The sequence below is a fragment of the Corynebacterium faecale genome, from assembly GCF_030408735.1.
GTDB classification, from domain to species: Bacteria; Actinomycetota; Actinomycetes; order Mycobacteriales; family Mycobacteriaceae; genus Corynebacterium; species Corynebacterium faecale.
In genome coordinates this window covers 936,030-949,115 of record NZ_CP047204.1, presented here as the reverse complement: position 1 = coordinate 949,115, position 13,086 = coordinate 936,030, and the positions used below count along the sequence as shown (strand labels likewise).

Here is a 13,086-nt window from a genome sequence, read left to right as displayed (position 1 = left end):
TCTGGCGTTCTTTGACGCGATCCTGCAGCAAATCCTAACTTACGCCCTATTGCGCCGGCGGGGTCACCCCGGGCACCTTCACAGGGTTTCTCAGTGTAACGCAGCCTACGGCACGATATCGCAGCTGAGCTATCCATATTAGTGCATTTTTACCCATCCGTTTTGACTGCTGTCTTTCCCCCGGCGGGCAGCAGGTCCAGGAGGTTGTTCCGGGAGTGTTCGAGATAACCGCGCAGAAAGGACTCCGCCTCCGGGAACCTGCCCTGCCTCATCAAATTGAGCAGCTGACCGTTCTTCTCCACATAAGGCCCATGGGTTTTCCGACCACCGCCGGTGGAGATGAAACCGATCCGGGCCAGCACCAGAACCTTGCGGGCATCCACGGACAGGCGTCTCACCCCGGCGATATCCACCAACGCCTGATGGAAGGCCGTGTTGAACATGCCCACCTTGCGCCATTCCTGCGCCTCCATCGCAACACACGCCGCCCGGTAGGCCTCCTCCATGCGGATCAGGCAGTCATCCAAATGCGGGGAGTGCTCGGCCTCCCGGATCACAGCGGGTTCGACGAAGAGACGGTAGGCGTAGAGATCAGCGACGTCCTCGTGGGTGAAGGAGTGGACGAACACGCCCCGGTTGGGGATGTGGTCCACCAGGCCGTCCCTGGCCAGGATCCGGAAGGCCTCGCGCAGGGTGTTGCGGGAACACCCGAGTTCCTCAGCCAGCGGGATCTCCAACAACTGGGTGCCGGGGGCCACCTCTCCCCTGTCGATGCGTTCCATGATCTCAGTGGCCAGCTGCGTCGATACTCCCAATGCCGTGGTCATGCCCCCATGGTATTTCACCGCTGCCACGGTGTCGGCGCTATCACGGTGGTATATCAACCCCGCCCCCTCTTGTGTCGTGGGACACATGGAGTCTAGACTCAAACGCACATCACCCACATTGTTGAACAATCCTAAGAGGAGTTGGGGCAGTGTCCGAGAAGTCCGAGAAGAACAATGCGCTCCCGACCACGAACGACACCACCCCGGAGGGTGCCGGTGCCAGCGCGGATGCCCGCCCTGGCACCCACGCAGACACCCGGCGCGCCACCAGCCCGACGCTGAAACAGGCGGCGGTGGGGGCGACGTCGAGAAGCGCCCTGATGGGCGCCATCTTCCTGATGGCCACCTCCGCCATCGGCCCCGGGTTCCTCACACAGACCGCGGTGTTCACCAACCAGCTCGGCGCCGCATTCGCCTTCGCCATCCTGGTCTCCATCATCATTGACATCGCAGTTCAGCTGAATGTCTGGCGTGTCATCGGAGTATCCGGCATGCGGGCACAGGAGCTGGGTAACACCGTCCTCCCCGGTCTCGGATGGGTTCTCGCGATTCTGGTGTGTGTCGGTGGAGCGGTCTTCAACATCGGCAACATTGCCGGCGGCGGACTCGGCCTGGATGCCCTGCTCGGCCTCGATGTCAAGATCGGGGGCGTCATCACCGCCGCCATCGCGGTCGCGATCTTCCTGTTCAAGCGTCTCGGCGCGGCACTGGATAAGTTCCTGGTGTTCCTGGGCGCGATCATGATTGTCCTCACCGTGTACGTAGCGTTCATTTCTCAGCCACCGGTAGGACAGGCCCTGAGGAACACGGTGCTCCCCGAGACTGTTGACTGGCTGGTCATCACCACTCTCGTCGGCGGCACCGTGGGTGGATACATCACCTATGCAGGTGCCCACCGCATGCTGGATTCCGGAAAAACAGGCCCGGAGAATGTCAAGGCTGTGTCCAACTCCTCCGTCGTCGGTATCCTCATCACCGGTCTGATGCGCGTGGTGCTCTTCCTGGCGGTTCTGGGTGTGGTCGCAGGTGGTGTCACCCTGTCCACCACCGGCAACCCGGCCGCTGAAGCCTTCCAGCATGCCGCTGGCGAGGTCGGGCTCCGTATCTTCGGTGCCGTACTCTGGGCTGCATCGATCTCCTCGGTGATCGGCGCCAGCTACACCTCCGCCACCTTCCTCGTACCCAACCGCCCGGAAAAGCGTCGTCTGCAGAACTGGGTCACCATCGCCTTCATTCTCCTGTCCTGCAGCGTTTTCCTCTTCCTGGGCACCGCCCCGGCTCTGCTGCTGGTCTTCGCCGGAGCATTCAACGGTCTGGTTCTCCCCATCGGTTTCACCCTGGTGATCTACGTGGCCATTTTCCGCAAGAAGGATCTACTCCAGGGGTATAACTACCCCATGTGGCTGATCATCGTCGGTGTGGTCGGGCTGATCATCGCCTGGTTCCTCGCCTATGTCTCCTTCGGTGGAGTCTTCGATCTTCTCACCCCGACGGGTTAAGACGAGCCGATATGAGACAAGCCAAGCTATGCCGTCATTCCCTTCAGAAAGGTTGCATCACATGAACACCCCACACAGCAGGCCCTCCATCGACCTCAACAGTGATCTCGGTGAGAGCTACGGCAGTTGGGTCATGGGCAATGATGAGGCGGTGTTGGATCTGGTGTCCAGCGCCAACATCGCCTGCGGCTTCCATGCAGGGGATGCCTCGGTCCTGCTGAAGACGGTCACCGCTGCTTCAGCACGTCGGGTACGCATCGGTGCCCACATCGGTTACAACGACATCGCGGGTTTCGGTCGCCGCACCATGGAATATGACCATGATGATCTGGTGGCCGAGACGATCTATCAGATCGGTGCCATTCAGGCGGCGGCTGCCAGTGTCGGCAGCAGCGTTGACTACGTCAAGCCCCACGGCGCTCTATACAACCGGATCGCCTTCGACGAGGCCCAGGCCTCAGCGGTCATCGAAGGCATCCGTCGCATCAATCCGGAACTTCCCCTGATGGCCCTGTCCGGTTCGCAGATTGTGGACCAGGCCCGTTCAGCAGGGTTGACCGTGATCCAGGAGACTTTCGCGGATCGCGCCTACACGCACGATGGTCGGCTGGTCTCGCGCACCCAGGCCGGTGCCGTGCACCATGATCCCCAGGTGACGGCCGGGCAGGCGCTGGCCTTTGCCACCGGCCAGTCCATCACCTCCATCGATGGCACACCGGTGAACGTGCATGCAGATTCCATCTGCGTCCACGGCGACAACCCGAAAGCCCTCGAGCTGGTCCGCACCATTCTGGGTGTTCTCCGCGATCATGATGTGGAGGTTCGTCATGCTCGTTAGGCCCTGCGGTGACCAGGCCGTCATCATTGATCTTTTAAGCGAAGATGCCGAGTTCGTACGCGGCACCATTCTCGACGCTGTGCTGGCACTCCACCGCGCACTCATCGCCCAGGAGGTCCCCGGCATCGTCGACATGGTGCCGGCAGCCCAGACGCTGCTGGTCACCCTGGACACGGCACGGATCACCCCGGCACGCTTCGCCGAGATCGTGGGTGGTCTCCACCTCTTCCCTGAATCAGCAGCTGGCGGCGACCACCGCGATCCGGTGGAGATCCCAGTGCTTTACGACGGCCCGGACCTCGACGAGGTCGCCCACCTCGCGGGACTCACGGCTGCTGAGCTGGTCCGGGCCCACACCGAGACGGTGTGGACCGCAGCTTTCGGCGGTTTCGCCCCGGGCTTCTACTACCTGGTGCCCCAGGGGGATCATCCGTTTCCGGCCATCCCCCGCAAGGACCAGCCACGCACCAGGATCCCGTCAGGCGCCGTGGCACTCGCCGGTGAGTTCAGCGCTGTATATCCCCAGCAGTCACCGGGTGGCTGGCAGTTGATCGGCAGCACTGAGATCACCATGTGGGATGTCGATCGCTGGCAACCCTCGCTGTTGCAGGCCGGCGACACAGTCCGTTTCGTGGAGGTGAAATAAATGAGCTTCAAGGTCATCACAACAGGCCCCCAGGCGCTATTCCAAGACCGCGGACGGTTCGGTTTCGCCGGCTCCGGGGTCAGTGTCTCGGGTTCCTTCGACCGCTTGTCCGCGGCACGTGCGAATCATGCGCTGGGCAATGATCCCAACGCCACGGTCATCGAGATTCTCGTCGGATCCTTCGAAGTGGAGGCCCTGGCACCTGCCACCATCGTGTTCACTGGAACCGCAGCCGCGGTCACTGCCCACTCGGCTGAGGGCCGTTCCAAGAATGCCACCACCAACACCATTCTGGACCTGGAACCCGGTGACCGCGTACGTCTGGATAATGCCGACTATGGAATGCGCGCCTATCTGGCTGTCCGGGGCGGATTCGACGCCCCCGGGGTACTCGGTTCCTCCGCAACTGATCTGCTCTCCGCGCTGGGGCCGGCACCGATCCAGGCTGGCGATATTCTCGGCGTCGCCCATGACATCGCGGATACCCAGTGGTGGCCGGCGATCCGACAGCTGCCCACCTTATGGCACCGCACAGCCACTGAAACCCTCACCGTGATCCGCGGACCACGCGATAAATGGTTCACCCAGGAATCCCTGGAAGACTTCTTCCACCAGGAGTTCACCATGTCCACGGATTCCAACCGCATCGGACTTCGCCTGGAAGCAGAAAAACCCCTGAGTCGCCGTATTAACGGTGAGCTCAAGAGTGAAGGAATGGTCCGTGGTTCAATCCAGGTGCCTCCCGGTGGGCACCCGGTCATCTTCGGTCCTGATCATCCGGTGACTGGTGGTTATCCGGTGATCGCGGTGTTGACAGCGAGATCCTGCGACCGTTCGGCCCAACTGCTACCCGGTGACAGGATCCGTTTCACGATGTAGGAGGCAGGGAGTCCTTGCCTGGCTTGGGCAGGAGTTTCTCCCATACGTCGGTGTCCCGCCACTGCCCGGCCATCTCCCCGTAGGGCATTTTCGCGAGGTGATGGAAGGTGGCCACCTTCTCAAAACCCCGGGAGGCGTGAAGCTTCGCGGATCCGGTGTTCTCCGGGAAGATCCAGGAGTGGATGGACCACTTGTGCAGTTCCTGACAGGTATTCACCAGCTTGTCCAGCAGTGCGCCACCAACACCACGGCCCTGCCCCTGCGGGTGGATATAGATCGAATCCTCCACCACACCGTGGAACACCGCCCGGGTTGATGCAGGCGCCGCGGCAACCCATCCGAGAACGAAATCCGGATCCTGCTTCTCCGCGGCCACAAACACCGTTTCCATGATTTTCATGCGGGTGAACTGCCCCCATGTCGGACCCTTGCGTTCATAGGACGCATGTCCGGTTTCCAGTCCCAACTCGTAGATGGCCCGAACCTGAGGGAAATCTGCCTCGCGGATCGGTCGGATGATGAAGTCGGTCTCAGCCATGCCCACGATTTTCCCGACTTTTCCCCGCTCCCGCAATCAGACATTCACGGGTGTAACCTAACCCACACATTAACGGCGTTTTCGGGGCTTTCGGGGTGGATTCTTCTTGGAAACCTTCCCCTTCCCACCCCCGGCGGATTCCCGGCGTGCCTGTTTGGCCAGGGTTTTTTCCCGCGCTGACTTCTTCGTGGCCACCTGTCTGCTTGAATTCTCGGTGCGTCCACGGGCGATTCCGACAAAATCCTGGATGGCGTCAGAGTCCCCGTCCTTCTTCCACACCAGGGCCACGTGGGTGTCGGTGGCGCCGGCGTAGTCGCGATGTTCCACCAGCTTCCGGCTCAACACCTTCAACAGGGGTCGTGGTGCAATCACCACCCCTACATTTGCTGCCACGATCTGCAGGGCATCCCGGACAGCTGCGGCATCCACCTCGCCGGAGTCCGGGATCTGCCAGTTGATGATCTCCCCTTCTAATTCTTCAGGCTTCACCGCCCCGTCGGCCGCCGCGAGGAAATAGTCCTTGGGGAAGGCCACACCGGGGGTTTCGCGGTAGAGCTCCACCACGTGGAGCTGTTCGCTGATGCGCGCGTCGGGAAGGCGCGTCAATGCAAGCTGCGCGGTGCCGGCAAGCAGCTCACCCAGCGCATCATCGGTGTCGATGGCTGAAAGTCCGCCGTGGTGGGTGCGTTCGCGGAAACGGGTGAACCACTTGCCCGGCTCGGTGCCGGTGACGAAACTTAAGGTCAGCATGGAAGTAATGCTACCGTTGTGGGCGTGAACGAAGAATCTGTACGCAAGCCATCGGGCACGGCCATGAAGCCGCAGACCGCCGCCAAGAAGCTCGGTCTGTACCTGCCCGCCACGCCAGAGGAGTTCCAGAACAATGCACTAACTCATGCGGAGTTCGTCGCATTGCAGGAAACCCCACCGGAGTGGCTCCAAAACCTACGCCGTGAGGGACCGCATCCGCGTCCCGTCGTTGCCCAGAAGTTGGGCATCACCATCACGGCCCTGAAGAAGAACGAACTCGACCAACCACTGACCACCGCTGATATCAAGGAGCTGCTGGAGAATCAGCCTGATTGGTTGCGCGCCGCCCGCACCCAGCTGGCTGAGGGCCGCACCACCGCGGAAGCAGAAACCGAAGAAGCAGTAACCGAAGAATCCTCCGAGGTTTCAGAAGACTAAACAGTCTCCGCCCCGGCCCACAGCGCCCGATTCCACCGTTTTACCGGTGGCGCGGGCGCTGCTGTTATTTTTCCTGCTCCCCGCCCCCAGTGCGTCACTGGTGTCCAGCCGTGGAGCGAACTCGCGCACCAGGCAGGCAGGTTGAGTTGCCGGACATCCCTGTGCACCACCGTGATGCCGGCGTTCTCCCACAGTGGAATCGTCTGCTGAACGGTCACAGAGGGCAACACCGGGCGGCCGGGCAGCATGACCGTGCCCGGATCCTCCCAGAACACCACCGCGGCGTTGGCTGCCTCCAGGACCACACCATCCAGATCAATGAGCAGGGCATCATCACACCGGTAATCCACCGCCAGGCTCCGAAGATGCGTTAACACCTTCAGATCAGGGCCCTTGACGGTGGGGTGCGCGCGCGGGTCGGCCAGGTCGGACAGCCACAGACTGGAACCATCCCTCAGTGGCGGGGCCGGGCGGAGCAGCAGCCCGAATTCCTCCCCGCCGTACCACTCCACCCGGGGAAACCAGACTCCGTCTGTGGGCAGGGTTTCCCGCACGGCTACGAGGAACTCCACCACCGTCTCAGCCTGCACTGACCCGGCGAAGCGCTGTTCGTGGGCTGAGAGTCCCACCACCCGGCCATCCCGGACCAGATAGGAATCCACAATGTATGGTTCTTCTCCCTCACCCGGCACCAGTCCCCGGCCAGTCCACCGGAATCGGGTCATGGAAAGTCCACCCCGAGCAGTCCCAGCAGAGGGCGGGTTTTCACCCTGATCTCCTCCCACTCCGCAGCCGGATCAGACAGGGTGAGGATCGCTCCGCCCACACCGTATTCCATTCGCCCCGGGGTGAGCACGAGGGTGCGGATCACCATGGACAGATCGACCGAACCGTCGAGGGAGAAGTATCCCAGCCCGCCGGAGTACACCCCGCGGGGACCGGATTCCAGGTCATCGATGATGTCCATCGTGCGGACCTTCGGGGCCCCGGTCATGGATCCACCGGGGAAGGCCGCACGGACGCAGTCGATGGGATCCTTGGTCCCCAGTTGTGCAGAGACAGTGCTCACCAGCTGATGGACGGTGGCGTAGGTTTCTACGTCGAAAAGCTTATCCACCCGCACCGTGGCGGGCTGGGCGCCGCGGGCAAGGTCATTGCGCACCAGGTCCACGATCATGAGGTTCTCGGCGCGGTCCTTCGGATTGTTAGCCAGTTCGGCGATAATCGCCGAATCCTCCTCGGGCGTGTGCCCACGAGGGCGGGTGCCCTTGATGGGTTTGGACTCCACCCGACCGGAAGCGTGAATGGTGATGAAACGCTCCGGGGAGGAACTCAACACCGCCATCTCCCCCAGCCGCAGATAGGAACCATAGGAAGTGGGATTGGCTGCCCGCAGCGCGAGATACGCAGCGAGCGGATCCACCATCTCCGTTACCGCGGAGAGCTGTGTGGTCAGGCAGATCTCATAAGACTCGCCCCGGGTGATCAGGTCCTGGGCGCAGGCAATCTTCTCCAGGTACTGATCACGGGTGTCGCGGACAGTGAGCGGGGTGCTCGGGGCGGCAGCTGGGCGCGGTGCCTTCAGATGCAGGAGAGCACGGGTAATTTCCCCACACCACTCCTCCTGATCACCCAGCCACATCAACCGCACGCGGTCCCCCTCAATGGCCACCGCCCGATCCGCGAATATCAGCTGGGCGTCCGGATACGGTGAAGTGTGCCTGTTGGCCACCCCGCATTCAGCTTTCAACTCATATCCGAGGTATCCCACCCACCCCAGTCGGAATCCAACACCTGCTGCCACGCGGTTATGTCGAAGATCCTCACGCAACCAGGTGAAAAGGTCACCCTCCCCCACCCGGTGGCTTTTCAACCTGGCATGTAGGCCGGAGGAATCACCCATGTAGGTGGTGCCCTGTAGGTCATCCAGCCAGAACGCCTCCGGGGATTCTGCGAACAGGGTCTCAAAAACCGCAGCCGGATCAACCACGATCTCAACCGTGCGCTCGTTCACCTGCCACCGGTGATTGTGTCTGCTGGCCAGCTCCAGGAAATTCGCGATGATCCGATGCCCGAACTGCCCACCGATGGATTCCGGGTGGAACTGCACACCCCACTGTGGCAACTCCCGGTGGCGCAGCGCCATGATGAGTCCGTCATCGGTGACGGCGGTGGTCTCCAGGGTGTCCGGCAATGATCCGGCGATCATGGAGTGATAGCGGACCACATCAACCTCTCCCGGGATGCCGTCGAACAGGTCCGAACCATCATGGCGGATGCGTGAGATCTGACCGTGGATCGGGGCTGGTGCCGGACCCACCTCGCCACCGTGGACGAGCGCGATGCCCTGGTGTCCGAGGCAGACACCGAGGATCGGCACCAGACCGCGGTCGATCACACCGGAACAGATACCGAAATCAGCCGCACGCCCGGGGTGGCCCGGGCCGGGTGAGATGATCACGGCGTCGAAAAGCGTCTCATCAACGGGCTGGTCGTTATTCACCACGGTGGGCGCAACACCGGTGACCCCCTCCACGTAGGTGGCGAGATTGAAGGTGAAGGAATCATAATTGTCGATGATGAGAACGCGCACGGAAGTCCTTTAACGGGGAGAAGGCACCGCCGGATAACCGGCGATGCCTTCCCACACGGCGAAAATTGCAGTTTAGACGATGGTCCAGTCCTCAAAACCTTCGTACAGCGGGTACTGCTCAGCAAGCTTGGACACACGGGCACGCAGAGAATCCAGATCCGCAGACTTGCCAGCGGACAGCGCGGTGCCGATGATGTCAGCGACCTCGGTGAAGGCTGCTGCATCGAAACCACGGGTGGCCAGCGCCGGGGTGCCGATACGAAGACCGGAGGTGACCATCGGCGGACGAGGATCGAAAGGAACCGCATTGCGGTTGACGGTGATGCCAACCTCATGCAGCAGATCCTCGGCCTGCTGGCCGTCCATCTGGGAATTGCGCAGATCAGCCAGAACCAGGTGCACATCGGTGCCACCGGTGAGCACATCCACGCCTGCTGCCTTGGCATCAGAGGCGGTCAGACGCTCAGCGAGGATCTGTGCGCCCTCAATGGTGCGGGCCTGACGCTCAGCGAACTGCTCGGTGCCGGCGATCTTCAGTGCGGTCGCCTTGGCAGCGATCGCATGCATCAGCGGCCCACCCTGCTGACCTGGGAAAACAGAGGAGTTCAGCTTCTTGGCGTACTCCTGCTTCGCCACGATGATGCCGGAACGTGGGCCACCCAGGGTCTTGTGAACCGTGGAGGACACGACATCAGCGTGCGGAACCGGGCTCGGGTGCAGATCAGCTGCAACCAGACCGGCGAAGTGGGCCATATCAACCCACAGCTTCGCTCCGACTTCATCGGCGATCTCGCGGAAGGCAGCGAAATCCAGGTGACGCGGGTAGGCGGACCAACCGGCGATGATCACCTTCGGCTGCTCCTTGATGGCCTGCTCACGGACCTTATCCATGTCCACGCGCATGGTGTCAGGATCAACACCGTAGGCGGCAACCTCATAGAGCTTGCCGGAGAAGTTCAGCTTCATGCCGTGGGTCAGGTGACCACCGTGAGCCAGGGACAGGCCCATGATCTTGTCACCCGGATCAACCAGGGTCATCAGGACCGCTGCGTTGGCCTGGGCACCGGAGTGTGGCTGGACGTTGGCGAACTCGGCACCAAACAGGGCCTTGGCACGGTCACGCGCCAGATCCTCAATGATGTCAACCTGCTCGCAACCACCGTAGTAACGGCGGCCGGGGTATCCCTCGGCGTATTTATTGGTGAGAACAGAACCCTGCGCCTGCAGAACAGAACGGGGCACGAAGTTCTCGGATGCGATCATCTCAAGAGTGTCGCGCTGTCGGGTGAGCTCGCCGGCGATGGCCTGGGCCACCTCAGGATCGATCTCGCTCAATGGCTGGTAACGGACATCATCCGCATGGTGGGCATCGGTCATCAGGTCAGCTAACCTTTCACAAGACGAATCCCGCGTGTAAGACCTCACGCGCGGGACAGGTACGCACACCAGCATAGACCTGTTGCACCCAGATGAGAAAGTATGGGTTCACACCCACCATCCGGTCCCATCCGGTCGACAAAATATGAGACCCGTGAAACTTGGCGATGCCCTGCTGGTGCTGAACCCCGGCGAAGGCAGCCCAGCAGCAGGAAGGCCCACCGTAGATAGCAACCCCTTCCCAACCACGAGGCCAACCCCCCTTCCCAACCCCCAGCACACCTGCTCAGAACCCGAAAGGCACAATGGAACGTATGGCAGCTCCGCTCAACGCTAAGAATCCTGGACAGTCAGCCAGTCAGCTTCCGGCATCGCCCAACGGTGCGCGGGGGGCCAGTCGTGTCCCTGACTTCAGCCCCTACCTGGATTTTGACCGCCCCCAATGGCGTGAACTTCGTAAATCAATGCCCCAGGTGCTCACGGAGGAGGAAGTGGTGGAGCTCCGTGGCCTGGGAGAAAACATTGATCTGGAGGAGGTGGCGGAGGTATACCTACCTCTGTCCCGTCTCATCCATCTGCAGGTCAAGGCACGTCAGGAATTGACCGCCGCCACGGAAACCTTCCTGGGGGCCTCCACCGGATCCGTGTATCCGGGAACCCACGTCCCCTTCATCATCGGTGTTGCAGGATCAGTGGCGGTGGGCAAGTCCACCACCGCACGTCTACTGCAGGTGCTGCTCCAACGGTGGAACACCCATCCCCGGGTGGATCTGGTCACCACAGATGGATTCCTCTACCCCGGTGCTGAATTGAATCGACGCGGGATCATGAACCGTAAAGGTTTCCCGGAAAGTTATGATCAGCGTGCGCTGCTGAGGTTTGTCACAGATGTGAAATCTGGGAAATACAATGTCAAGGCTCCGGTGTACTCCCACACCGCCTATGACCGCGTGCCGGGTGAGATCATCACGGTGGATCAGCCTGACATCCTCATTGTGGAGGGCCTGAATGTCCTCCAGACCGGGCCGACACTGATGGTCAGTGATCTGTTCGATTTCAGTGTGTATGTGGATGCCCGCACCGAGGACATTGAACGCTGGTACATCGACCGGTTCCTGCAGCTGCGTCACACCGCCTTCCGGCGCCCCGGTGCACACTTCAAACATTATGCGGATTATGGGGATCCGGAGGCCACCGCTGTGGCCCGTGAGATCTGGCAGTCCATCAACCTGCCCAACCTTGTGGAGAACATTCTGCCCACGAGGGTGCGGGCCTCACTGGTGCTCCGCAAGAGCGCGGATCACCTGGTTGAGCGCGTCCGGATGCGCAAAATCTAACGCCTGTCCGTGCGTGCTTATCGACGCGCCGCCTGCCGCGACGTTTAGCGTTTGGTCCAGGCGACAACCGGGTCCAGACGGCTGGCATCCACCCGGTCAACGTCCGTGTCAAAGGTCTCGATCATCATCTTGTCATTGGCATTTTTCATCGGCTTGGCCCTGAGCATGTTCACCACGGTCCACATGGTGGTGCGGTGTGCGGTGGACAGCTCGGAATAGTTGAGACGACCCGGGAGATAGAAGCGCGTGACCTGATCAGCTTTGTTTCCCAGTGAACGGGCTGCACCGTCCTTCTTCACCGCGACATCATCCAGTGTCATTCCGACGGTGCACAGCGCCACCCGGCGTGAACCCAGGTCGGTGTCGGTGATGAACTTCGCACCGGCATTCATGGGTCCATGGACCGGACTCAGCACCACCAGCACGGCATCGGGGTGGGCGGTGAGTTGTGCCGGTGCCTCATCCAGTGGCACCGCACTGACACCGCACCGCGCTGCCAATTCATCTGCATACTGCCTGGTGGATCCGTAGGTGGATTCAAACGCAACAATCGTGTGGGACATTGCTCTCCTTCAAATGTGGCGACTTATTTTCCGAAACGCCTGCTGCGCTGCGAATAGTCACGCAGTGCCCGGAGGAAGTCGATCCGCCGGAATGCAGGCCAGTAGGTATCAGTGAACCAGATCTCCGAGTAGGCCGACTGCCATAACATGAAACCGGAGAGACGCTGTTCCCCTGATGTCCTGATCACCAGATCCGGGTCTGGTTGACCGGAGGTGTACAGGTGGGTGGAAATAGAATCCACGTCCACGGCATCGATGAGGCCCTCGATGTCCTTCCCCTCATCCCTGGCTGCGGCCAGCAGATCCCGGACAGCATCCACGATTTCCTGGCGGCCCCCATAACCGACCGCGATATTGACGGCCACACCGGAGTTATCCACGGTTTTGCATACCGTTTCGCGCAGACGCTCCGCGAAGGCTTTAGGCAGTACATCAAGGTGGCCGACCAGTCGGACACGGCAGTTGGATTCGGGGAGGGAAAGCTCATCCACCACATCTCCGATGATGCCGTAGAGCAGGTCCAGCTCCGCTTCATCCCTGCCGAGATTCTCAGTGGACAGCAGGTAGACCGTGACTAACTTCACATCCACGTCATCGCACCAGCGGACCATTTCACCGATCTTCTTGGCACCCACCCGGTGACCGTGACTGACGTCCACAAAACCAGCCTCACGAGCCCACCGCCTGTTTCCATCACACATGATGGCGACGTGACCAGGCTGCTTGGCGCCTTCAAGCTCCTTGAGGAGCCGGCGTTCATATACCGGATAAAGCAGTCTGGGCAGGTTCAACACGATTCAC

Annotated in this window: 14 protein-coding genes; 6 read left to right on the top strand and 8 right to left on the bottom strand. The window is 61.3% G+C overall.

The genetic code is table 11. The features are described 5' to 3' along the window. Positions 1 to 149: 149 nt before the first annotated feature. Positions 150 to 827 (bottom strand): GntR family transcriptional regulator, encoded by a 678-nt coding sequence (locus CFAEC_RS04410; protein WP_290279180.1) that lies wholly within the window; start codon positions 825 to 827, stop codon positions 150 to 152. A 320-nt stretch (positions 828 to 1,147) separates the two neighbouring features. Here CFAEC_RS04410 and CFAEC_RS04405 point away from each other — a divergent pair, with 320 nt between their 5' ends. The 4 genes from CFAEC_RS04405 to CFAEC_RS04390 all read left to right on the top strand — a co-directional run bounded on the left by CFAEC_RS04405 (position 1,148) and on the right by CFAEC_RS04390 (position 4,689). Continuing rightward, positions 1,148 to 2,326, top strand: a complete 1,179-nt coding sequence (locus tag CFAEC_RS04405) for an NRAMP family divalent metal transporter (RefSeq protein ID WP_290279801.1) — start codon at positions 1,148 to 1,150, stop codon at positions 2,324 to 2,326. A 61-nt stretch (positions 2,327 to 2,387) separates the two neighbouring features. Then, complete coding sequence (locus CFAEC_RS04400; RefSeq protein WP_290279179.1) at positions 2,388 to 3,164, top strand: 5-oxoprolinase subunit PxpA; 777 nt, start codon at positions 2,388 to 2,390, stop codon at positions 3,162 to 3,164. Next, the gene (locus CFAEC_RS04395) at positions 3,154 to 3,810 is read left to right on the top strand and encodes a 5-oxoprolinase subunit B family protein (protein WP_290279178.1); all 657 of its coding nucleotides are present in this window, start codon (positions 3,154 to 3,156) and stop codon (positions 3,808 to 3,810) included. Before CFAEC_RS04400 ends, CFAEC_RS04395 begins: the two co-directional genes overlap by 11 nt. Continuing rightward, entirely contained in the window at positions 3,811 to 4,689 is an 879-nt protein-coding gene (locus tag CFAEC_RS04390; RefSeq protein WP_290279177.1) for a 5-oxoprolinase subunit C family protein, read from the top strand. Here CFAEC_RS04390 and CFAEC_RS04385 read toward each other — a convergent pair. Continuing rightward, the gene (locus tag CFAEC_RS04385; protein ID WP_290279176.1) at positions 4,679 to 5,227 is read right to left on the bottom strand and encodes a GNAT family N-acetyltransferase; all 549 of its coding nucleotides are present in this window, start codon (positions 5,225 to 5,227) and stop codon (positions 4,679 to 4,681) included. The genes CFAEC_RS04390 and CFAEC_RS04385 overlap by 11 nt on opposite strands. Before the next feature lie 69 nt (positions 5,228 to 5,296). Next, positions 5,297 to 5,977, bottom strand: coding sequence for a LysR family transcriptional regulator substrate-binding protein (locus tag CFAEC_RS04380; RefSeq protein ID WP_290279175.1), 681 nt, complete (start codon positions 5,975 to 5,977; stop codon positions 5,297 to 5,299). 63 nt (positions 5,978 to 6,040) lie between these two features. Here CFAEC_RS04380 and CFAEC_RS04375 point away from each other — a divergent pair, with 63 nt between their 5' ends. Then, the gene (locus tag CFAEC_RS04375) at positions 6,041 to 6,415 is read left to right on the top strand and encodes a DUF5997 family protein (protein ID WP_290279800.1); all 375 of its coding nucleotides are present in this window, start codon (positions 6,041 to 6,043) and stop codon (positions 6,413 to 6,415) included. On the opposite strand, the gene CFAEC_RS04370 is transcribed toward CFAEC_RS04375, so the two are convergent. The 3 genes from CFAEC_RS04370 to glyA all read right to left on the bottom strand — a co-directional run bounded on the left by CFAEC_RS04370 (position 6,412) and on the right by glyA (position 10,385). Further along, positions 6,412 to 7,140 (bottom strand): aminotransferase class IV, encoded by a 729-nt coding sequence (locus CFAEC_RS04370; RefSeq protein WP_290279174.1) that lies wholly within the window; start codon positions 7,138 to 7,140, stop codon positions 6,412 to 6,414. The two genes, CFAEC_RS04375 and CFAEC_RS04370, sit on opposite strands and share 4 nt — an antisense overlap. Continuing rightward, the gene (gene pabB / locus CFAEC_RS04365) at positions 7,137 to 9,008 is read right to left on the bottom strand and encodes an aminodeoxychorismate synthase component I (RefSeq protein WP_290279173.1); all 1,872 of its coding nucleotides are present in this window, start codon (positions 9,006 to 9,008) and stop codon (positions 7,137 to 7,139) included. The genes CFAEC_RS04370 and pabB overlap by 4 nt, the downstream gene beginning before the upstream one ends. 72 nt (positions 9,009 to 9,080) lie before the next feature. Continuing rightward, positions 9,081 to 10,385: a serine hydroxymethyltransferase gene (glyA, locus tag CFAEC_RS04360; RefSeq protein WP_290279171.1), complete on the bottom strand. Its 1,305-nt coding sequence runs from the start codon at positions 10,383 to 10,385 to the stop codon at positions 9,081 to 9,083. A 314-nt stretch (positions 10,386 to 10,699) separates the two neighbouring features. On the opposite strand from glyA, the gene coaA reads away from it, so the two are divergent. Continuing rightward, positions 10,700 to 11,722 (top strand): type I pantothenate kinase, encoded by a 1,023-nt coding sequence (gene coaA, locus CFAEC_RS04355; RefSeq protein ID WP_290279169.1) that lies wholly within the window; start codon positions 10,700 to 10,702, stop codon positions 11,720 to 11,722. Between the two features lie 44 nt (positions 11,723 to 11,766). On the opposite strand, the gene CFAEC_RS04350 is transcribed toward coaA, so the two are convergent. Together CFAEC_RS04350 and CFAEC_RS04345 are read right to left on the bottom strand one after the other, a co-directional pair. Beyond that, entirely contained in the window at positions 11,767 to 12,285 is a 519-nt protein-coding gene (locus CFAEC_RS04350; protein WP_290279168.1) for a flavodoxin domain-containing protein, read from the bottom strand. Between the two features lie 23 nt (positions 12,286 to 12,308). Then, entirely contained in the window at positions 12,309 to 13,079 is a 771-nt protein-coding gene (locus CFAEC_RS04345) for an isoprenyl transferase (RefSeq protein ID WP_290279165.1), read from the bottom strand. Positions 13,080 to 13,086: the final 7 nt, after the last annotated feature.